This is a genomic window from Citricoccus sp. GCM10030269, assembly GCF_042665635.1.
Classification (GTDB): Bacteria; Actinomycetota; Actinomycetes; order Actinomycetales; family Micrococcaceae; genus Citricoccus.
On record NZ_JBHTCV010000005.1, the window covers coordinates 678796 to 700952 of the forward strand.

Sequence of the window (22157 nt, forward strand, 5' to 3'; positions counted from 1 at the left end):
CCCCGGCAGTGACTGAGCACTCTGAGCATGACTGAAAGCAGGACCGTGAACCCCACCATCGAGCGTCTCCGCCAGGAACTGTCCACGAAGGTCTTCGACCAAGGCTTCCACTGGCGGATCATGTTCTTGGGCAAGTCGATCAACGGCACCACGGACATCGTGTCCTCGTTGCACCGGTCCCTGAAGAACCTCGGACACCACGTCCTGGAGATGGACACCTCTCGGCATGCTGTCCTGGACAATCCGCACTGCGTCATGGGCGGCATGGGGCCGATCTATGTACGGTACGACCGAATTCGGCACATGGTGGACGAGTTCCAGCCCCAGATGATCATCCTCTGCGCCGGCGGCATGGTGTTCACCGAGGAGGACGCCCAACTCCTCAAGGACCGCGGCATCATGCTCGTGGGCACCACGTTGTCCGACCCGGACGTCTTCCCCACCGTCAAGGACCACATCCACACCTTCGACGTGCACACCACGAACTCCCAGACGGCTCTGCAGATGTACCGGGACGCCGGTGTGACCAACACCGTCTACCTGCCCTTCGGCATCGACCGCGGATTCGTCACGCAGGACGTCAAGACAGACCCGCAGTTCGAGCACGACGTCATCTGCCTGGGCCACGCCCACGACCGTCCGGACCGCAACAAGGTCATGACGGCCCTGGATGAACACTTCGACGTCAAGACCTACGGCCGCGGCTGGGATCTGCCGGACTCCGAACCCGTGGCCGGAACCGAGATGGTGCAGGCGCTCAAGGGCGGCAAGATCCACGTGAACTTCCCACTGACCCGGGCCGGCTTCATCAACATCAAATGCGGTGTCTTCGAATCAGCCGGCCAGGGCGCGCTCGTGGCCACCGGCAACTTCGACGAGATGGCTGACTTCTTCGAGTACGGCGAGGAGATCATCGGGTACGACGACGAGGCCGACCTCGCCGAGAAGATCCGCCAGCTGTTGGCCGATCCTGACGAGTACGACCGGATCGCGGAGAACGGCTTCCGCCGGGTCATCACCAACCACCTGTACGAGCATCGATGGATGGACTTGTTCGCCAGCTTCCGCGAGCTCGACGAGCAGACCTTCCCGTGGCTGGACGCCGAGCGCCGCCAGACGCTGACCCGGACCCTCTCGGCCTCCCTGCCTCGGGCCAAGAAGGTCATCCTCTCCGGCTTCTACGGTGCTGGCAACCTCGGTGACGAGCTGATCCTCCGGTCGGTCTCGCATGCCCTGCACCGTGCCGACCCGGCCGTGCAGGTCCAGGTGGCCGCCGAGAGCGCCACGAAGGTCGAAGCCGCCCATGGACTGCAGGCCTTCCTCCGGCGCAACCTCAACGCCGCCGCGTACGAGGTGCACACCGCCGCGGCCGTCGTCGTGGGTGGTGGTGGCCTCTGGCACGACTACACCTTTGCCCGTGCCGGCGGACTGCAGGGCCTGTTCACCGGATCCACGATCTCGATGGCCGGGTTCGGCATTCTTCCCCTCATGGGCAAGGTGCTCGACAAGCCGTACCACGTCGTCGGCATGGGCGTCGGCCCCCTGACCGACGAGGACGCCCGCGCGACCGTCCGGTTCCTCGCCGAGCAGACCTCCTCGCTCTACGTCCGCGACCCGGAATCGGCCGAGCTGTTGCGTTCCCTGCCCGTCGACGCCGAACGCATCACCACCGGACCCGATGTCGTCCATGCCGTTCCGCTGCCCGCGGCCGAGACCGTGGCCCCGCAGGTTCCGGCCGTGATCGCCGAGGCGAAAGCCGCGGGACGGCCGGTCATCGGCGTCAATCTGCGTCCCTGGGCGCACGAGGACATGGGACCGGTCATCGAGACCGTCGCCGCGGCCTTGGCCGACGCCGTGCCCGCGGAGGCGACCGCGCGGCCGCTGTTCGTGTCCGTGCCGATGCAGGCCGGTGAATCGTACGACGTCGGCACCGTCGCCCAGGTGTTCGCCCAGCTGCCCGCGGGCGCGGAGACCTGGACCCCGGAGGCCCCTCTTGATCTGGAGACCCTGGCGGCCCTGTATCAGTCCATGGACGTGCTCGTGGCGATGCGGCTGCACGCAGCGCTCGTGGCTCATCGCTGCGGTGTGCCCGTGGTCGGTCTGGGCTACGACCCGAAGGTCGGCCGTCACTTCGAGGAGATCGGCCGCGGCGACTGGTGCCTGCCTCTGACGGTGGACCGGGCGACCCTGGCCGACCGACTCCGCCGGGGCCTCGAGTCGGAGTTGCCGGCCAGCACCCGCGATGCCCTCGACCGACTCGGCGAGGAAGCCTCGCGAGCCCTCGCCGTCTCCGCCGAGATGATCGCGGAATCGCCGGTTCCGGACGCCGTCTACGAGGTTCCCGCCGAGAATGCGGTGGGCACCGGACTTCCTCCGGAGACCAACACCAAGCCGACGCGGTTTGTGGGACTGCAGCCGGCCGGCGTCGGGCTCTCGGTTCCCTCCGGCCGACCCCACGGACGGTTCCGGGCCAGCGCCTTCGAGATCGATCTCAGCCTGCCCGTGACCAAACCCGAGAAGGGCATGGAGCTGCGCTGGGACGGTGAACTGCACATCGAGGGCGAGGGAGTCAAGGATCTTGGCTTCACGCTGTCCTCGCCGTGGTCGAATCCCAAGGCCACTGGACGACTGTTCGCCGAGATCGAGGTGGCGGGCAAGACCTTCTCCCTGGATCTGGCTCAGGACCACGGCACCGTGTTGCTGCATCTGGTGCACGAGGCTGGAGAGGCCCTGCCGTTCACCTTCCGACTGCGCGTGGCCCGCAGCGCCTTCAGCGCGTCCTCGTGGCCGAAAGCCTCCGCCACGAACCTCGCCCTGGTGTCCGTGGCTGATACCGCCGCCGGGCTCGGTCCGTCGCTGATGGCCTCGGCGGGAACCGTCAAGGACTCCTGACCGTTCCCACTCCCCCAAGGTCAGCGGTGCTGGCCAGGGGGCGGTCCGCTGCCTCCACGTGTGTTAGTTGGCATATCGCGTTTTGCCGTTTTCGACGTTTTTGATTCAAGACAATTTGCTGCGTCCCGTTGTTGTGAATATGATACCTCTCTACATCTCGTTCCGAACGAGAAGCTGGATAGTTGTGAGAGAGGGGGCGGGTGACATTCGGGGGCGTCAGATCTTACGTGTTTTCACTGTCTCAGTTATAGCCCTTTTCGGTCTGACGGGCTGCTCGGGCGGTGAAGGCGGCGTCGACGTTCCCAGCGGATCAGCACAGCCACCCACCTCCACGGTTGGGTCCGATTTTGACGTCATTGTTTTCGGCGGTTCACCCTCTGGAGTCGCCGCCGCGGTCACCGCTGCGGAATGGGGCCAGAAGCATGGGCACCGAGTCGCGTTGATCAGCCAGTATCCGACGGTTGGCGGTGCCATCTCCAACGGCCTCGGGGCTGCCGATATTGGTGCGAAGTCCGCAGTGACGGGCTATGCTGACCGGTTTTTTCAGCAGATTCGGGATACCTATGATGACCCTGGAGCCTGGAACGTGACTCCCAGCGATGCAGAGAACATCTTTCGTGGGCATTTGCGCGAGGCCGGGGTCGAGATCTTTACGGATGAGACGCTGGAATCGGTGGCGAGAACTGGCGAACAGATCGACTGCATGACCACCACGCGAGCTGAGTATTGCGGCCCCGTTTTCGTCGATGCGACTTATACCGGCGAACTCGCCGCCGCTGCCGACGTTCCCTTCCGTTTGGGCTACGACGACTGGTTCGACTATGACGAGCCACGGTCGGACCGCGTCTGGAAAGTCCTCTCCGCATTAAGACCGGAGGACGTTCCGGGCGCCGAGGCCGCGTTCGAGGAGAACCCCTATGTCACGACTGGTGTCCGACCCTCCGAATCCTGGAGTGAGGACGCCGGTGAGGGCGGGGTGTCCATGACCTACCGCCTCTGCGTGACCAAGGACGACGACAACAAGATTCCGTTTGCCAAAACAGAGAACTACGAGAAGTACGCGGACGGATGGAGGCGTTGGCTGGGCGGGTTGTCCTGGGGAGCCAAGCTCGCCGATCACGGAAGCATTGTTGGCGCCATCCAAATTGCCCCGACCCATGATGGGAAATGGGACTTCAATAACGGACACGGATTCGCCAATGTCCCGGCGCCGGACGGGCTGTTTAACGGTGAACGTGAAGCGGTCTTCGAACAGATGGAGGACTATCAGCGCAACTGGATGTGGTTCGTTCAACACGAGACTCCCGAAAGCCTTCGTGAATCGATGGCCGGCTTTGGTTTATGTTCTGACGAGTTCGCGGAAAACGACAATTGGCCGTACGAACCTTACATCCGTGAGGGGCGCCGCATCGTCGGCGAGCAGACGCTGACGATGCACAACATTGATGATCCGACTCAGCGCGTTGCCGACGAGAGCATTGCGATCGGCGCCTATGACATCGACAACAAGCCGAGCGAGTACCGCTACTGGGACGGTGTCATGTACCGGGACTCCGCTTCCTACGCGGACGTGCCTTGGTACGAAATACCGCGCGGGGTGATCCACCCGGTCAATCTCAACAACCTGATGGTGACGGTCAACGTCTCAGCGACCTCCCGAGCGCACGGCTCGCTACGCATGGAGCCGCAGTACATGGCGATGGGCGAGGCCGCGGGTGCGATCGCGTTTTCAGCGCTGCTCAACGGGACGACGCCAGCTGACGTTGACTGGCAATCGGCTGACTACGCACTCCGCATGAACGGTAACGTGCGGAAGCTGTCGCGGTTGTGTGAGGGCATGGCCGAGGACCGACATCGCATGGCCGCAGGCCTCGACCCAGTGACGTGTGAACCGACAGCACGCCAGGACACCGACCGCTCATGAAGACCAGCACACAGAGAAAGCGCCACGCGTTGGTCCACACCAGTACCTACTGGCCGGTCAGCACCGCCAAGGTTCCGGCGGATTGAGCACGCTCTTCGAGTCGCGCCACGAATCCATCCCAGATGTCCTGATGCACCACGTACTCTTCGCGCCAGGGCTTCGCCGGGCCGGCCCAGTGGATGAGTTTGGGCTCAATCCCCACTTCTTGCTGAGCGATCGCGTTCCAGCGGATGTCCAGCGCCGTCCGCTGGGGACCAGTGTAGAAGTTGAGGATCTCCTGGTCATTCATCCCGAAACCGCCGGCCATTCCGAGGTACCGGTGGCAGAAGTCGTCCGAGCGCATGCGCTCCAGATCCATCACCATCACGCCCGCGTTGAATGACGTGAAGTCGTACGGCAAGAGGTTGTGTATTCCGCGGCGCATTTCCGCTGCGGTCTTGGCCTCCAGTCGCACCGACGCTCGGTAGATGTTGCTGAAGCCGCTCTCCGCCCACGATGCCGGCGCCGAACGTCCGCCAATGGCGTTGCCGTTCAAGTCGGTGTCGAAGAGCTCGCCGATGTCCCCGACGGTCACGGCGTCAATGTCGTGATAGATGACGCGATCGACATCCGGCATCAGCAGGGGCAACAGCAATCGGTCCATGGTCGAGACGGTGATGTGCCGCAACATGCCGGCGATCTCGCCATAGTGCACGTCATCGCAAGGAAGGAACGTGAACGAGGCGTCGGGGAACGTAGCCGCCAGCGCGTCGAAGTAGTCGCGACCCAGCCCGCGGGTGAGGACCTGGAAATGCACTGGTCGCGAGGTCCCGGACAGGATGCTCTGTACGACCACAGGGACCTCTGCCCGGAGGTTCTGATCGGACGCCAGCGCAACATAGACCGTGCCGTCGGGAGATTCCGAACCGCGAACTGCCGCGGTGGACGACACGGTGTGGCTTCCGGCCAGGATGGTCGCAATCGCCTCTTCAACGTCGAACTGAACCGCAGGCAGCTCGAATGGACGGGCACAGTATTCTTCAGCGGCTGCGACGTCCTCAGCGGTGAGTTCGCGCCACCGGCTGTACACCGCCTCGGTGGATTCTCCCGCCGCAATGAGCCGGTAGATGGCCTCCAGTTTGGTGCGGAGGCCTTGCTGGATCGCTTCCAGCCCCGGAGCTTCCGGAGTCATCCCCAGGAGCCCGTCGAAGCGCACGTCGCCCATCCGGCCGGGAACGAAATCGACGTGACAGCCCAAAGACGTGGCGGGAAGGTAGCAGTGCAGGCGAGACGTGATGATGCGGTCGTAGTGTCGGTAGCCCTCGAGCAGGTCGAGAGCATCCGTGACGTTCCGGCTCAGCGTGGATCGACTGATCTCAGCCGAGGCCTGAGTGATCGTGTCCACTGGCGTGCCGACCGGAACGAGCGCCCCGACGGCATCGCTCATGCCTTTGTCCACAATGGCCACTCTGCCGTGGCGCGACGCGGAATCCGCGTCCGGGAAGACGGCGTTCACGGTGGTGGTCAGGCAACCCGAGAAGAAGGCTTCGACCCCCACGCTGCGTAGCAAGTACACAGTGGTCCAGTCACGGCAACCGATCGGCCCGTGGTCACGCAGGTAGGAGATGGCCTCATCCGTCAGCATTTCGCGACGATTGATGTGGAAGGAGACGAACAAGGGGTTGACCTGCTCTGGCCAGGGGAAGTCGTACCGGCCCCGGAACGGCGCATGCATGTACCAGCCGAACGCCACCAACCACGTGTTGTCCGGAATGGCATTGCGATGCATGTCGTCGCGGTCTACGCGTACCACGTTGACGTCCGCATCACGGTCTAGTTGCTTGCGGAACGGTTCGGCCGTGCGCGACTGGAGCAGCTCGACGGTGGACGTCAGACCCTCTTCGCCGTGGACCGTGAGGTTCTGGAATTGGGCCAGATGCGTCAAGGAACCAATGGTCTGAATGTAGTCGCCGATGTTGGCGGACTGCCGAGTGAAGTCAGGATGCTTGTAGTCCAAGATCCCGATGTTCACGGCATCCGGCAACCACGATTCCTGGCCGCGCGCCTCCCGGCGAGTCATCTCGTACCACTGACGCAACCACTCATATTCCTTCAGATCACGATCCTCCAGCTGCGGCGCGTCCCCGCAGTCCGCTTCCAGGGCATCGAAGTGTTCCCGGGCGAAGTCGTCTTCCCGTTCACGCAATGCGAGCTTGACCACCTGGAAGCGAACCTTGTCGGTCGTCAGCAGTTCCGAGCGGCGTTCCTTGACGATGCTCATAGCCCGCTGGGAATCGCGACGAAACTCGAAGTCGAGCCATTCGGCGGGAACGAGCTCGGCGGCCACCTCGGGCTCGAGCGCCCCGAAATGATGTTCCGCCAGGTCGTACAGATCCTGATACATGGCCACCAGGCCAATGGCGGCGTGGCCGGCCTGAGCTGTGCCCTCATACTGAATCAGAGAGTGCCCGACCGACCGGGCGCGCGCGTGCATGCTTCGGGCCAACAACGTGCGGACGAGTCCGATGGCCGCATGGTCGATCCGCAGTCCGTTCTCCAGGTTCTGCGTGAGCTGGGCGAAGGCGTTCAGCGCCTGAATGGTCTTCAGCGCATGCCGCCGTGATTGCTCTGCGTTCATCTCTGGGTCGATCGGATGGCCGGCCTGCTTCAGGCCCAGGCCGACGGCCGAGCGAAAGAGCTTCGCGTGCTGTAGCTCCTGCTCCAGCTCGTCGATGCGCCGCTGAAGCACAGCGGTATCGGTGGGACGTGTTGCTTGACGATCCGCCGCGGTCGCACTGGCCTGGCTGGCCGCCGTCGGGCCTGTTCCTCCCGTGTGCATGAGGGAACGGCTGGCGCGGGCCGCTTTGCGGGCCCATCGCAGCGCTGGCGTCCGACGTACTACTGAGCGAATCTCGTCCTTCATACCCATCCCGATCTTGCCGGAGACGTCACGTTCTTGGGCGCGACGCATGACCCGGCACTGTGTTCTCAGTCCACGCTACCGTTTCGACTGGTCTAGTACCGGCACGCCGCACGGCGACTAGTGTGACGGTATGCACGATGGGATCCCCGATTCTCTCCCCTCCCCCGGCCTCGAGGCGAAGCACGAAACCGCTCCAGGGCCGATGCCCACGTTGGTCAGCTTCTACGCCGGTGGTCAGTACTACTATGACGCCGCGGCCGCCCTGCGGCGGGATTGCGAGCGGCTGGGCATGCCGCACCATATCGAGGAACTGTCCGAAGACCTTCGTGACTGGGGCGCCATCACGCGCTTGAAGATCGCGTTCTATCGGCGCATGCACGAGAGGTTCGGAGCAATCCTCTGGGTCGACGTGGACACACGCCTCGTCCGTCTGCCGGAGCGGTTGCGAGGATGCACCTTCGACCTCGTGGGATTCGCCGGACGATACCGCTACATCCGCGACTATGACCCGTTCCAAGTGGCCCGCTTCTGGATTCCGTCGTTCCTGTTTTTCGGGGCTACGCCGGAGGCCCGACGATTTCTCGACCTCATGGTCGCGATCGAGCAGCAAACCACCGAGTCGGTGACGGACGACTACGTCTTACAAGAGGCCTGGGCTCGTCACGACACCCCGTTGGCGGTCGGGCTCTTGCCTCCAGGACTCGTGGCCCGTCCATCGGACCCACTGAACGACCACCACGTCTTCGTCCACGGTGACAGTGGAAACGTGTCTGCGTTCAAGAGCGGTCTCGTTCAGCACGACAAGATCGGCGACAGCCCTGCGGTGCGAAGCCAGGTTTTGGGCATGGAAGCAATAGACGCCATGAAAGAACGAAACCGCCCGTTGGCTCTCGAACTGGCCAAGCGTGCATTGGCAGTCGCGCCCCATAATGCCGAGGCGGCCGTTCGGCTCTCCCGGTATTTCAAGATCAACCAGGAATCGTCGAAATCCCGAGACGTCCTCACACAGCAACTGGACCTGGACCCGACGCTTGAGCTGACACGAGTGGAGCTGATCTCGCGATTGGCTGAGGACGGCGATTTCGAGGGCGCTCGTCGCGAAGCAGACTATGTCCTGGCTGAAGGATCACCTCAAGCCGCGGCGCAGACGCGGTCAATCTGCGACGACCTCGGTAGGGACGAGCGGGCTCTGTCCCTGGGCCTGCGCCCCGAACAGCGTCCGCGCATGTGGTGGAAAAAGACTCCCTACCCGGGAGACTTCGGAGACGTGCTCGGCCCGTGGATGGTCGAATGGATCACCGGTCGTCCGCCGAGGTTCGGCCGGCGGAATGACAGCCTGCTGGGGATCGGCTCGGTCATCAAGTTCGCCACGGAGAAGTCCGTCGTGTGGGGAGCTGGCACGGTGCGCCGTGATGACCTGCTCTCTGCCGAAGCCCGGTACCTCGCCGTCCGCGGACCACTGACGCGAGACGCCGTCCTGGCGGCTGGCGGTTCGTGTCCTGAGATCTACGGCGACCCCGCTCTGCTGCTGCCCCGATACGTTCCCGCCCACGAAGGCCCGAAGACGCACGACGTCGGCTTCGTCCGACACGTCACTCAGGAGAACCTGCAACTGGAATTCGACGGCGTCGCCGATATTCGGCTGTCCGGGGTGGGAGAGGACTTTCTTCGCTCAGTCGTGGAACAGATCACGTCTTGCCGGCGCATTGTGTCCACGTCACTCCACGGCGTCATCGTGGCCCATGCCTACGGGATCCCGGCGCGCTGGGCGGTCCTCGGCGATGCTTCCGAAGCCGTCAGCGGTGACGGCACCACGTTCGAGGATTACTTCCGTTCCGTTGGCCTGCCGACCCAGACGCCGTTGGAACTCTCCACAGACACGGTGATCAGCCCAGCATTGGCCGAGGGACTGCCCGAGTCGGTGGAGGTGGACTTCGACGGTGATGCTCTGTCCGCGGCCTTGGCTGAGGCTTACCGGTAACTAGGCCAGCCGGTAGAGCCAGCCGTGGCGGTCGTCGCCGTGGCCGGTCTGCAGCGCCAGCAGCTCACGCCGGATATCCAGGGCGATCGAATCGCCGGGAGTGATCGTCGGCGAGTCGAAGGCGTCCTCGCCGTCCACCAGGGTGCCGATCGGGGTGATGACGGCGGCCGTGCCACAGGCGAAGACTTCGGTGATCTCCCCGCTGGCCACGCCATCGCGCCACTCGTCCAAGGTGACCGTGCGCTCGGTCACGGTCAGGCCCCGGTCACGCCCCAATTGGAGAATCGACGACCGGGTGACGCCATCCAGGATCGTGCCCGTGAGTTCCGGCGTCACCAGCGATCCGTCCTTGAAGACGAAGAAAACGTTCATGCCGCCCAGTTCCTCAACGGCGTTGTCCCGCACCGGATCGATGAACAGCACTTGGTCGCATCCGTGGGACGAGGCCTCGAGCTGTGCCGCCAGAGACGCGGCGTAGTTACCGCCGAATTTGGCAGCGCCGGTTCCCCCATGGCCGGCTCGAGCGAGCTCTCGTGAGACCCAGATGGACACGGGCTTGAGATCGCCGCCGAAGTAGTTTCCGGCCGGGGAGGCGATGACGTGGTAGCTGACCTGGTTGGACGGCCGCACCCCGAGAAACTCCTCCGTGGCGATCATGAACGGGCGAAGGTACAAAGACTGTCCTTCAGCGTCCGGAACCCAGGAGACGTCGGTGGAGACCAACGCCCGCAGCGATTCCAGGAAGTCGTCTTCCGGGAGTTCCGGCAAGGCCAGACGCTTCGCAGACCGGTTCATCCGCGCAGCGTTCATTCGGGGGCGGAAGGTCCACACACTGCCATCGGCATGGCGGTAGGCCTTGAGCCCCTCAAAGACCTCTTGCGCGTAGTGGAACACTGCGGCGGCCGGCGACAACGTCAGCGGGGCGAACGGCTCGACCCGAGCATTGTGCCACGTGCCACCGCTCTGCAGTCCGTGCTGCGCGTCTCCACGAGTCCAGTCGATGGACACCATGTGATCGGTGAAGTGCTGGCCGAATCCGGGATCCTCCAGAATCTCCTGTCGCGTCGCCTCCGATGCAGGCGAAGGGTGGGAGTGGACGGCAAATTCCAAAGTCACGGCAGCTTCTTCCTTCCGATCACGTTCATCCATCATAGGGCCGGTCAGACGGCCCGAGAGATGGCGTCGCCGATCTGCGCAGTGGTGCGAGTGGTGGTCTCTCCAGCGGATTCGCTGCGGGCGCTGAGATCGGCCCAGACGGCCTCGTTGATGCGCCGGGCGGCGTCGACGCGCCCGGCATGTTCGAGCAGCAAGGCTGCTGACAGGATGGCCGCCGTGGGATCCGCCTTCTGCTGACCGGCGATGTCCGGCGCGGAACCGTGCACGGGTTCGAACATGGACGGCCCGGTTCCTGAGATGTTCACGTTGCCGGAGGCGGCCAGTCCGATGCCCCCGGTCACGGCTGCCGCCAGATCCGTCAGGATGTCCCCGAACAGGTTGTCGGTGACGATCACATCGAATCGGCCGGGGTCGGTGGTCAGGAAGATGGTCGCCGCGTCCACGTGCAGGTAGTCGTGTGTGACGTCCGAGTACTCGGCGGCCACCGTCTCGACGGCGCGGCGCCACAAGTGGCCAGCATGCACCAACACGTTGTGCTTGTGCACCAAGGTGACGTGACGGCGCTCCCTGCTGGCCGCGAGGGCGAAGGCATGGCGGACGACCCGGTCTACCCCGAAGGCCGTGTTGAGCGAAACCTCGGTGGCGATCTCCTGCGGCGTGCCCACACGAATGGAACCACCATTGCCGACGTAGGGTCCTTCGGTGCCCTCACGGACCACCACGAAATCGATGGTCCCGGGGTTCGCCAGCGGGCTGACCACCCCGGGATACAGCCGGGACGGACGCAGATTCACTCCATGATCCAAGGAGAACCGCAGCCTCAGGAGCAATTCCCGTTCGATCAAGCCGGAGGGAACGCGGGTGTCTCCGGGTGCGGCGCCCACGGCACCGAACAGGATGGCGTCATGGCCGCGCAGCCGGTTCAGCGTCTCCTCGCTCAGGGTCTCCCCCGTCTGAAGCCAATGTGCGGCCCCCAGGGAATAGTCGGTGGTGCGGATCTCCGCATCTCCCGCCGACGCCGTGGCCGCGCGCATCACCTTCAGCGCCTCTGCGGTCACTTCCGGGCCGATGCCATCACCACCGATGACGGCCAGGTCAAGGACGCCGGCAGGGCCGGACGTCGGCACGGTGGGAGCGGAAGCGGGAGCGACGTTGTCCATGGCGTTAGGCTAGGCCGACGTCGAGAGCACCGTCCACCATGTGGTCCCACTGTCCATATTCCGGACACCCGATCCCTGACCCCCGACACTTTGCGGGCAGAACGAACCGGTTCGTTCTGCCCCCACAGTGACACGGGGTTGAAAATCGGGTCGGGTTAGGCGTCGGTGGGGTCTTCGTGGCGAGGGAAGACGGGGCGCGGCGCGGGCAGGGGGCTGCCCGGCACCAGAGCCTCGTCCCAGGCGGCGAAGGATCGCGGGCCCTGGCCGGAGGCCACCGTCCGGCCGGCGTCGCCGCTGTCGCTCACGCCGAGCAGGTCCAGCAGTTGGCTGGCCGAGTCGGGCATCACCGGCTGGATCAGCAGGCCGACTCGCCGAAGGGTCTCCAGGGTGACATAGAGGACCGTGGCCATCCGCGCCGGATCGGTCTTGCGCAGCACCCAGGGCTGTTGCTCCGCGAAGTAGGCGTTGGCGTCCCCGAGGACGGCCCACGTCGATTCGAGGGCGTGGTGATAGTCCTGCACGGCGTAGTCAGCCCGCGAGAGGTCCAGCAGACCGGACACGGCGTCCAGCAGGGCGCGGTCAGCCTCAGTGAACTCGCCCGGCTCCGGAACCGCGCTATTCAGGTTCTTCGCCACCATAGACAGTGAGCGCTGGGCCAGGTTCCCGAGATTGTTGGCGAGGTCGGCGTTCTTCCGCGCGACGACGGCGTCGTGGTTGTACGTGCCGTCCGCGCCGAAAGGGAACTCCCGCAGCAGGAAGTATCGCACCGCGTCGAGGCCGTACTGCGCGGCCCAGTCGTCCGGAGACACCACATTGCCCAAGGACTTGGACATTTTCTCGCCGTTGTTGTTGAGGAAGCCGTGGATCATCACCCGCTGAGGCAATTCGAGTCCGGCGCTCATCAGGAACGCGGGCCAGAACACGCAGTGGAACCGGGAGATGTCCTTGCCGATGACGTGCAGATCGGCCGGCCAGAACCGGCGGAACTGCTCCGAATCGGTGTCGGGGAATCCTGCGCCGGTGAGGTAATTCGTCAGCGCGTCGACCCACACGTACATCACGTGGTGATGCGCCGACTGATCAGCCGAACCGCCCTCGGGCGCCGGGACGTCGATGCCCCAGTCGAAGGAGGTGCGCGAGATCGACAGGTCTTCGAGGCCGGACTCCACAAACCGGATGACCTCATTGAAGCGGTACCGCGGCGCGGCGAAGTCGGGACGGGTGCGGTACAAGTCCAGCAAGCGGTCCTGGTACTGCGAGAGGCGGAAGAAGTAGCTCTCCTCCTCCGTCCACGTCACCTCGGTGCCGGTCTCGAGGGCATACCGCAGCCCGTCGTCCCGGGTCTCGACTTCATCCTCGGCGAAGAAGCGCTCATCTCGCACGGAGTACCAGCCGGCATACCGGCCCAGGTAGATATCACCCGCGGCCTCCATCCGGCGCCAGATCTCCTGACTGGAACGGTGGTGCTGTTCCTCCGTTGTCTGGATGAACCGGTCGTGGGAGATGTTCAGCACCTCCTCGTCCATCCGCTGGAACGCCGCGGAATTCCGGGCGGCCAGTTCAGAGGGGGTGATGCCCTCGCGTTCGGCCGTCTGCGCCATCTTCTGACCGTGCTCATCCGTGCCGGTCAGGAAGTACACGTCCTTGCCGTCCAGCCGCTGGAAACGAGCCATCACGTCGGTGCCCACCATCTCGTAGGCATGGCCGATGTGCGGTTCCCCGTTGGGATAGTGGATGGAGGTGGTGAGGTAGTACCGGTCGTCACTCACAGGCGTCGCACGTACAGGTGTCTCGCTCATAGACGCTCAGTCTTCCAGGTCGATGCCGGCAACCTTGGAGGCGCCGATGGCCTGGCCAACCTCGTCCGCCACGCCGGCGGGCAAGGCGGAGTCCAGGGTGAGCATGGCCAGCTCCTCGCCGCTCTCCGGCTGACGGGAGACGTCCATCCCGGCGATGTTCACGCCGGCGTCGCCCAGGATCCGGCCGATGGTGCCGATGACTCCCGGCCGTCCGGCGTAGCGGAAGACCAGCAGGTGAGTGGCCAGCGGGACCTCGAGCTCGTACCCGTCGATGCCGATGACCTTCTGCACCTGCTTGGGACCGGTCAGCGTACCGGACACGGACAGCTGCGTGCCGTTCGAGGTGGCGCCCTTGACCGTCACCGTGTTGCGATAGGCCGGCGACTCCGGCGTGGTGGTCAGCCGAGACTCCACCCCGCGCTGTTCAGCCAGCACCGGAGCGTTCACATAAGAGACCTGATCCGAGACGACGTCGGTGAACACACCCTTCAGCGCCGCCAACTGCAGAGACTTGACGTCCTTGTCCGCGATCTCGCCGGCGACCTCGAGCTCCACCACGGTCAACGAGTCCCCGGTGGAGAGCGCCGTGAGGATCCGACCGAGCTTCTCGGCGAGCGGGATGCCGGGGCGGACGTCCTCATCGATGAGGCCACCGGCGACGTTCACCGCATCCGGCACGAGCTCGCCGGCCAGCGCCAGGCGGACGGACTTCGCCACAGACACGCCGGCCTTCTCCTGTGCCTCGGTGGTGGAGGCGCCCAAGTGCGGGGTGACCACGGCCCGGTCGTGCTCGAAGAACGGCAGACCCACGGCCGGTTCGGAGGAGAACACGTCGATGGCCGCGCCTCCGATGGTCCCGGCCTCCAGGGCACGGTGCAGAGCGTCCTCGTCGATCAGGCCGCCGCGCGCCACGTTGACGACGAAGGCGGTGTCCTTCATGGTCGCGAACTGTTCGTCCGAGATCATGCCGATGGTCTCCGGCGTCTTCGGCATATGAATGGTGATGAAGTCCGACTGCGCCAGCAGCTCATCCAGGCTGAGCAGCTGTGCGCCGATCTGCTGGGCGCGAGCGGAGGTGACGTACGGGTCGTAGGCCAGGATCTCCATGCCGAACGAGCGCATCCGCTCGGCGACCAGGGAACCGATGCGGCCCAGACCGATGATGCCCAGCTTCTTCTCGTACAACTCGACGCCGGAGTACTTGGAGCGCTTCCACTCCCCGTCCTTGAGGGCGCGGTTGGCGGGAGCGATGTTGCGGGCCACTCCGAGGATGTGCCCGCAGGTCAGCTCGGCGGCGGAGAGGATGTTCGAGGTCGGCGCGTTGACCACCATCACGCCGGCCTGCGTGGCGGCCTTGGTGTCCACATTGTCCAGGCCGACGCCGGCACGGGCGATGACCTTCAGACGGGGCGCCGCGGCGATGGCCTCGGCGTCCATCTTGGTGGCCGAGCGGACCAGTACCGCGTCCGCCTCACGCAGGGCGGGGAGCAGCTGGGCACGGTCGGCGCCGTCTGTGTTCCTGATCTCAAAGTCCGGACCAAGCGTGTCCACGGTGGCCGGGGACAGTTCTTCAGCGATGAGGACAACGGGCTTGGTTTCAGACACGGGTCAATCACCTTCGTTTTAGTCAGTGGTGCCGACGGTTCACTGGGGTCGGCCGTTCTTGATTCTAGAGGTCTGGAGCGACGTCGGCTCCCCGCCCAAGGCGAGGAGCCGACGTCGTGCTGTCCGGTGACGTGATCATCCGGGCGGCGTTTCCGCTCAGCGGGCGGCGGTGCCCTCGGTGTAGTCGTCGTCCGAATCCTTCAGCCAGGAGAACATTTGGCGCAGCTCACGGCCGGTCTTCTCGATCGGGTGCGACTCGCCAGCGGCGCGGAGCTTGGAGAACTCCGGAGCGCCGTTGGCCTGATCGTCCATAAAGCGCTTCGCGAAGGTGCCGTCCTGGATGTCCGCGAGAACGGCCTTCATGTTCTGCTTGACGTTGGGGTCGATCACGCGGGGGCCGGAGACGTAATCTCCGTACTCAGCGGTGTCCGAGACGGACCAGCGCTGCTTGGCGATACCGCCCTCGACCATGAGGTCGACGATGAGCTTGAGCTCGTGCAGCACCTCGAAGTAGGCGATCTCCGGCTGGTAACCGGCCTCCGTCAGGGTCTCGAAGCCGTACTGGATCAGCTGCGAAGCGCCGCCGCAGAGCACGGCCTGCTCGCCGAAGAGGTCCGACTCGGTCTCCTCGGTGAAGGTGGTCTCGATGACTCCGGCGCGAGTGCCCCCGATGCCCTTGGCGTAAGACAAGGCCAGGTTCTTGGCGTCGCCGGAGGCGTCCTGCTCCACGGCGATCAGGGCCGGCACACCGCGTCCGGCCTCGAACTCGCGGCGGACCACGTGCCCCGGGCCCTTCGGGGCGACCAGGGCGACGTCGACGCCGGCCGGCGGCTGGATGTAGCCGTACCGGATGTTGAAGCCGTGGGCGAAGAACAGGGCGTCCCCGTCCTGCAGGTTCGGGGCGATGTGCTCCTGGTAGACCTTGCCCTGAACCTGGTCCGGGGTGAGCATCATGATCAGGTCGGCCTCGGCCGCAGCCTCGGCCACGGACACAACCCGCAGGCCCTCGGCCTCGGCCTTGGCGCGGGATGCCGAGCCCTCAGCCAGGCCGATCCGGACGTCCACGCCGGAATCGCGCAGACTCAGTGAGTGGGCATGGCCCTGGGAGCCGTAGCCGATGACGGCGACGGTGCGCCCCTGGATGATCGAGAGGTCTGCGTCGTCCTCGTAGTACTTCGTGGTCACGGGTGTTCTCCTCTGGTCAGATGTATCTGTCTGAATCTTCTGTATTGGTCTGCGTCGGTCTGGACGTGGTGGGCTACGACTTCGGCAGAGCGCGGTCGGTCATCGACTTGCCCCCTCGTCCGACGGCGATGGTGCCGGAACGCACGAGTTCGCGGATCCCGAAAGGCTCCAGTACCTCCAGCAGGGCACTGAGCTTGTCGGCGGCCCCGGTGGCCTCAATCGTCACCGAGTCCGTGGAGACGTCCACCACGGAGGCCCGGAACAAGTCGACGGCCTGGACGACTTGGGGACGGACCGAGGCATCCGAACGGACCTTCACGAGCAGGTGGTCTCGCTGGACAGACGCGCCGGGGGCGAGCTCCACGACCTTGATGACGTTGATCAGCTTGTTCAGCTGTTTGGTGACCTGCTCCAGCAGGTCTCCCTCGGCGTCGACCACCACGGTGATGCGGGACAGGCCCTCCACCTCGGAGGTGCCCACCGCCAGCGAATGGATGTTGAAGGCGCGGCGGGCGAAGAGGCTGGCGACGCGCGTCAGCACGCCCGGCACGTCCTCGACCAGTACGGACAATGTGTGTCGTGCCATGGGTCAGTCCTCCTCGTCCCAGTCCGGCGTCAGGTCTTTGGCGACTTGGATTTCGCTGTTGCTCACTCCGGCGGGGACCATCGGCCACACCATGGAGTCGCGGGAGACCACGAAATCGACGACGACGGGCCGGTCGTTGACGGCCATGGCCTGTTCAATGGTGGCGTCCAGATCTTCGTCCCGATCGCACCGCAGACCGAGGCAGCCGTAGGCCTCAGCGAGCTTGACGAAGTCCGGCACCCGGATCGTGTCATGGCCCGTGTTCAGGTCCGTGTTCGAGTAGCGGGACTCATAGAACAGCGTCTGCCACTGGCGCACCATGCCCAGGGACGAGTTGTTGATCACCGCGACCTTGATCGGGATCTTGTTGATCATGCAGGTGGCCAGTTCCTGGTTGGTCATCTGGAAACAGCCGTCTCCGTCGATGGCCCACACCACCCGGTCCGGGCTGCCCACCTTGGCCCCCATGGCGGCCGGCACCGAGAAGCCCATGGTTCCCAGACCGGCGGAGTTGAGCCACTGGTGGGGCCGCTCGTACTTCACGAACTGGCTGGCCCACATCTGGTGCTGGCCGACGCCCGCCACATAGACCGCCTCCGATCCGGAGTGGGCCGAGATCCGCTCAATCACCTTCTGCGGAGACATCAGCCCGTCCTCGGTGGGGGTGTAGCCGATCGGGTAGGTCTCGCGCAGGCGGTTCAGCACTGTCCACCATTCGGCCAGATCGGGGGTGCCGCTCTGGCTGAAGGACTCGCGCACGGCCTCGGTCAGTTCGGGGATGATCTCCTTGACCGAGCCCACGATCGGCACGTCGGCGGCCCGATTCTTGGAGATCTCCGCCGGATCGATGTCGGCGTGAATGACCTTCGCCTTCGGAGCGAATGAGGACAGCTGTCCGGTGACCCGGTCGTCGAACCGGGCGCCGAGGGTGATCAGCAGGTCGGACATCTGCAGAGCCGAGACGGCGGAGACGGACCCGTGCATGCCAGGCATGCCGACGTGCTGTTGATGAGAGTCCGGGAACACACCGCGAGCGGTCAGCGTGGTCACCACGGGAGCGCCGGTGAGCTCGGCCAGCTCCTTCAACTCGATGCTGGCGTGACCACGGGACACTCCCCCGCCCACGTACAGCACCGGGCGTTCGGCCTGCTGGATGAGCCGTGCGGCCTCGCGGACCTGCTTCGAGTGTCCACGGACGACGGGCCGGTAGCCGGGCAGATCGATCGTGGGCGGCCACGAGAATTCCATCTGGGCCTGCTGGACGTCCTTGGGGACATCGATCAACACCGGTCCCGGCCGGCCCGTGATGGCGATGTGGAAGGCCTCGGCGAGTGCCTGCGGGATGTCGTTGGCGTCGGTCACCAGGCGGGAATGCTTGGTGATCGGCATGGTGATACCGACGATGTCCGCTTCCTGGAACGCGTCCGAACCGATGGCCGCGGAGGCCACCTGACCGGTGATGAACACGCAGGCCTCGGAGTCCATGTGGGCGTCGGCGATCGGCGTGACCAGGTTGGTGGCGCCGGGGCCCGAGGTGGCGATGGCTACTCCCGGACGGCCGGTGGCCAGGTAGTAGCCCTCGGCCGCATGGCCGGCGCCCTGTTCATGACGGACCAGAATGTGCCGGATCGCCGTGGAATCCATCAGGGGGTCATAGGTCGGCAGGATCGTCCCGCCCGGAAGACCGAAGACGTCCGTGACGCCCAGTTCCTCCAGGGAGCGAACAATGGCCTCCGAGCCGGTCATGACCACCGGCTCGACCACACGGTTGGGGCCGGGGACGAGGCTGTCCGCCGGCGGATCGGCCCGGTATCGCTTCTCCTGCGTTGCGTGGGATGGCATCACCGCTGGGGTGACACGGGATCCGTTACTCATGTCGCTGCGCCTTCTTCATCACTGGCTTGTCCGATTACGGCTGAAGTACTTCTCGTGCCCGGACCGGGTGTCCCCCGGACCGTCCGCTGGTGGCGGAGGAGTCAGTCTGCTGATGTGGTGGCCAGCTTCGTGCCGCATCCCCAACAAAAAAACCCCGACGACGGCCGGTCGGCCCGCTCGGGGTTTTCGCGCCTGGCAGCGGGCGAACCCGCTGATCCGAACCATAGTTCAGGCCAGGCGCTGAATAACGACGACTAGTCGCATGTTGGACATGCGTCCAGTATCCCCGAGAGGCCGCTTCCGGTGTCAATCGGCCGTCCCCCTGTCTCATATGGTGAGACTGGGGTCCAACCTGTGGACATCCTGCTCAGCCGAGGAACGCTCCCTCTGCCGCCGAGTGCACCAGCTTGGCGTACTTGCCCAGCACACCGGTGGTGAACTTCGGCGGAAGCGGCTCCCATCCCTCCTGGCGGGCCTGCAGTTCTTCCGGCGGAACCAGGAGGTCCAAGGTGCGGGCGGCGATGTCCACCCTGATCGGGTCCCCGTCGCGCACGAAGGCGATGGGGCCGCCGTCGGACGCTTCCGGGGCCACGTGACCGATGCACAGCCCCGTGGTCCCGCCGGAGAAGCGGCCATCGGTGAGCAACAGGACGTCCTTGCCGAGACCGGCGCCCTTGATCGCCCCGGTGATGGCGAGCATCTCGCGCATGCCGGGCCCGCCCCTCGGGCCCTCATAGCGGATGACGAGGACGTCCCCGGCCTGCAGCTGGCCGGCCTCGAGGGCCTCCATGGCCTGATTCTCGCGCTCGAAGACCCGAGCAGTGCCCTCGAAGACCTTGGCGTCGAAACCAGCCGACTTCACCACGGCACCGTCCGGAGCCAAGGAGCCCTTGAGGACCGCCAGGCCGCCGTTGTGGTGCAGCGGATTGTCCAGGGCGCGTAGAACCGTGCCGTCCAGATCGGGAGGGTTGATGCCCTCGAGGTTCTCCGCCACAGTCTTACCGGTCACCGTCAGCGCGTCACCATGGATCAGCCCCGCGTCCATCAGGGCCCGCATCACCACGGGAACACCGCCGACCTTGTCCACATCCGTCATGACGTACTGGCCGAAGGGCTTCAGGTCGCCCAGGTGAGGCACCCGGTCACCGATGCGGTTGAAATCGTCCAGCACCAAGTCGACGCCGGCCTCCCGCGCGATGGCCAACAGGTGCAGGATGGCGTTGGAGGAGCCGCCGAAGGCCATCGTCACCGCAATGGCATTCTCAAAGGCCTTTTTGGTCATGATGTCCCGAGAGGTGATTCCCAGGCGCAGCAGGTTGACGACGGCCTCACCGGACTTGCGGGAGAAGGAGTCCCGACGGCGATCAGCCGAGGGCGGGGCGGCCGATCCCGGAAGCGACATGCCGAGCGCTTCTCCAATGCACGCCATGGTGTTGGCCGTGTACATGCCGCCACAGGCGCCTTCACCGGGGCAGATGGCCCGCTCGATGGTGTCCAGGTCCTTCTCGCTCATCAGCCCGCGAGCGCAGGCGCCCACAGCCTCGAAGGCGTCGATCAGGGTGACCTGCTTCTCAGTGCCGTCCTCGAGCGTCGCGTAGCCCGGCATGATGGAGCCGGCGTAGACGAACACGCTGGAGAGGTCCAGCCGGGCGGCAGCCATCAGCATGCCGGGAAGCGACTTGTCGCAACCGGCCAACAGGACGGAACCGTCGAGGCGCTCGGCCTGCATCACGGTCTCCACCGAGTCGGCGATGACCTCGCGGGACACCAGGGAGTAGTGCATCCCGTCGTGGCCCATGGAGATGCCGTCGGACACGGAGATGGTGCCGAATTCCAGAGGGAAGCCGCCACCGGCGTGCACCCCGTCCTTGGAGGCCTGCGCCAGCCGGTCCAGGGAGAGGTTGCACGGGGTGATCTCGTTCCACGAGCTGGCGATGCCGATCTGTGGCTTGGCGAAGTCGTCGTCGCCCATACCGACCGCGCGGAGCATGCCCCGCGCGGGCGCCCTCTCCATGCCGTCGGTGACCGCACGGGAGCGCGGCTTGATGTCCGGGACCGAGGAAGCAGAGTTGCCTCGACCCTCCGGGCCGCCGGGAAGAGTGGTGTCAGCGCTGGGGGTGGTCATGGGGACATCCTAGAACCGGCGTGGAGGGCGTGTGATGCACGTGACCGCCGGTGTCGCCGCGCGCCGCCGTCAGACGAGGATATTGAGGATACTCAGGCGCGAGTCACCTCCGTAGACTCGGCCCATGAACGGCGAGGACCTCAAGCAATTGCTCCGAGGGACCTTCGACTCTCGTGTGTTCAACCACGGGGACTTCAATCTGGTCTACGGGCAGCCCTCCGGCACCGGAGACGCCTGGATCATCGGGTATCGGTGGCAACCGCTGGAGCTGCTGTTGTGTCCGGTGGACCTGCCGGCCGTCGCAGCCCAGGAGGTGGCAGCCCCGCCGGAGACCCCACCTGAGGGCGTCATCTATTCGATCGACCTCAGCAATGTGGCCACCGTGGCGGACACGGGCACCGGATATCAGGTCGAGACCGTCACCGGTTTCCGGACCTGGTTCGAGGTGACCGACTCCCCCACGATGCCGGTGACCGAAGGCCCGGACGCGATCGGTCTGGCGCAAGCGGAGGACGCCGAGGACTTCCACCAGTTCATGTCCCACTTCATGGACGTCCTCGAGTCCTATTACACCGACCGCACGCACCCCGACCGGAACGACTGAGCGATTTCGCACCGTTCACGGTTCTCTGGTAGAGTTTTTCCTCGTTGCACGGGCCGGTTGCCGGTAGAGATCAGCCCAGAATGCATGCGCCTCTAGCTCAACTGGCAGAGCAATTGACTCTTAATCAATGGGTTCCGGGTTCGAGTCCCGGGGGGCGCACAGTTCGACTCTTGAGCACCACCTCAGAGGACGGCCCCGGTCTGTCGACCGGGGCCTTTTTCGTGCCCGCCGCTGCGCCTGGTCGGGCGGTTTGGTCAGATACCCGACCAGCGCCGGGAGCGGTGCACCTTCTGTTTACTTCTAGGTCTACCTTCCGTGACCAAAGCGTGCCACGATATCGGTATCAGTTCTGGGGGCGAAACGGGGAGAACACCGTGGTGGGTTTTCGTGGTTGGACACGCAC

Annotated in this window: 13 protein-coding genes and 1 tRNA gene; 5 read left to right on the forward strand and 9 right to left on the reverse strand. The window is 65.1% G+C overall.

The features are described 5' to 3' along the window. The first annotated feature begins 27 nt into the window (after positions 1 to 27). Both ACFQQD_RS10265 and ACFQQD_RS10270 read left to right on the forward strand, forming a co-directional pair. The gene (locus ACFQQD_RS10265) at positions 28 to 2892 is read left to right on the forward strand and encodes a polysaccharide pyruvyl transferase family protein (RefSeq protein WP_378088933.1); all 2865 of its coding nucleotides are present in this window, start codon (positions 28 to 30) and stop codon (positions 2890 to 2892) included. A 67-nt stretch (positions 2893 to 2959) separates the two neighbouring features. Continuing rightward, positions 2960 to 4816 carry an FAD-dependent oxidoreductase gene (locus ACFQQD_RS10270; protein ID WP_378088935.1) on the forward strand — a complete coding sequence of 619 codons (1857 nt, stop codon included), beginning with the start codon at positions 2960 to 2962 and terminating at the stop codon, positions 4814 to 4816. A gap of 46 nt (positions 4817 to 4862) precedes the next feature. Here ACFQQD_RS10270 and ACFQQD_RS10275 read toward each other — a convergent pair whose 3' ends face one another. After that, positions 4863 to 7766 carry a glycosyltransferase gene (locus tag ACFQQD_RS10275; RefSeq protein WP_378088938.1) on the reverse strand — a complete coding sequence of 968 codons (2904 nt, stop codon included), beginning with the start codon at positions 7764 to 7766 and terminating at the stop codon, positions 4863 to 4865. Between the two features lie 154 nt (positions 7767 to 7920). Between ACFQQD_RS10275 and ACFQQD_RS10280 the strand changes: the two genes are divergently transcribed. After that, on the forward strand, positions 7921 to 9699 hold the full coding sequence (locus tag ACFQQD_RS10280; RefSeq protein ID WP_378088940.1) for a polysaccharide pyruvyl transferase family protein: 1779 nt from the start codon (positions 7921 to 7923) through the stop codon (positions 9697 to 9699). On the opposite strand, the gene ACFQQD_RS10285 is transcribed toward ACFQQD_RS10280, so the two are convergent. The 8 genes from ACFQQD_RS10285 to ilvD all read right to left on the reverse strand — a co-directional run bounded on the left by ACFQQD_RS10285 (position 9700) and on the right by ilvD (position 21150). Continuing rightward, complete coding sequence (locus tag ACFQQD_RS10285) at positions 9700 to 10848, reverse strand: branched-chain amino acid aminotransferase (protein ID WP_378090096.1); 1149 nt, start codon at positions 10846 to 10848, stop codon at positions 9700 to 9702. An 11-nt stretch (positions 10849 to 10859) separates the two neighbouring features. Next, positions 10860 to 11975, reverse strand: coding sequence for a 3-isopropylmalate dehydrogenase (locus tag ACFQQD_RS10290; protein ID WP_378088942.1), 1116 nt, complete (start codon positions 11973 to 11975; stop codon positions 10860 to 10862). Between the two features lie 155 nt (positions 11976 to 12130). Further along, a complete protein-coding gene (metG, locus tag ACFQQD_RS10295) occupies positions 12131 to 13774 on the reverse strand; it encodes a methionine--tRNA ligase (RefSeq protein WP_378088944.1) in 1644 nt (547 codons plus the stop codon). 6 nt (positions 13775 to 13780) lie between these two features. Then, complete coding sequence (serA, locus tag ACFQQD_RS10300; RefSeq protein ID WP_378088946.1) at positions 13781 to 15379, reverse strand: phosphoglycerate dehydrogenase; 1599 nt, start codon at positions 15377 to 15379, stop codon at positions 13781 to 13783. A gap of 156 nt (positions 15380 to 15535) precedes the next feature. Beyond that, positions 15536 to 16564, reverse strand: a complete 1029-nt coding sequence (ilvC, locus tag ACFQQD_RS10305; RefSeq protein WP_378088948.1) for a ketol-acid reductoisomerase — start codon at positions 16562 to 16564, stop codon at positions 15536 to 15538. Positions 16565 to 16637: 73 nt separating this feature from the next. Next, positions 16638 to 17150, reverse strand: a complete 513-nt coding sequence (gene ilvN / locus ACFQQD_RS10310) for an acetolactate synthase small subunit (RefSeq protein ID WP_378088951.1) — start codon at positions 17148 to 17150, stop codon at positions 16638 to 16640. A 3-nt stretch (positions 17151 to 17153) separates the two neighbouring features. Continuing rightward, positions 17154 to 18992: an acetolactate synthase large subunit gene (locus tag ACFQQD_RS10315; RefSeq protein WP_378088953.1), complete on the reverse strand. Its 1839-nt coding sequence runs from the start codon at positions 18990 to 18992 to the stop codon at positions 17154 to 17156. A 400-nt stretch (positions 18993 to 19392) separates the two neighbouring features. Then, positions 19393 to 21150: a dihydroxy-acid dehydratase gene (ilvD, locus tag ACFQQD_RS10320; protein WP_378088955.1), complete on the reverse strand. Its 1758-nt coding sequence runs from the start codon at positions 21148 to 21150 to the stop codon at positions 19393 to 19395. 124 nt (positions 21151 to 21274) lie between these two features. Between ilvD and ACFQQD_RS10325 the strand changes: the two genes are divergently transcribed. Beyond that, positions 21275 to 21754, forward strand: coding sequence for a hypothetical protein (locus tag ACFQQD_RS10325; RefSeq protein WP_378088958.1), 480 nt, complete (start codon positions 21275 to 21277; stop codon positions 21752 to 21754). A gap of 86 nt (positions 21755 to 21840) precedes the next feature. Further along, positions 21841 to 21913, forward strand: a tRNA-Lys gene (locus ACFQQD_RS10330). Positions 21914 to 22157: the final 244 nt, after the last annotated feature.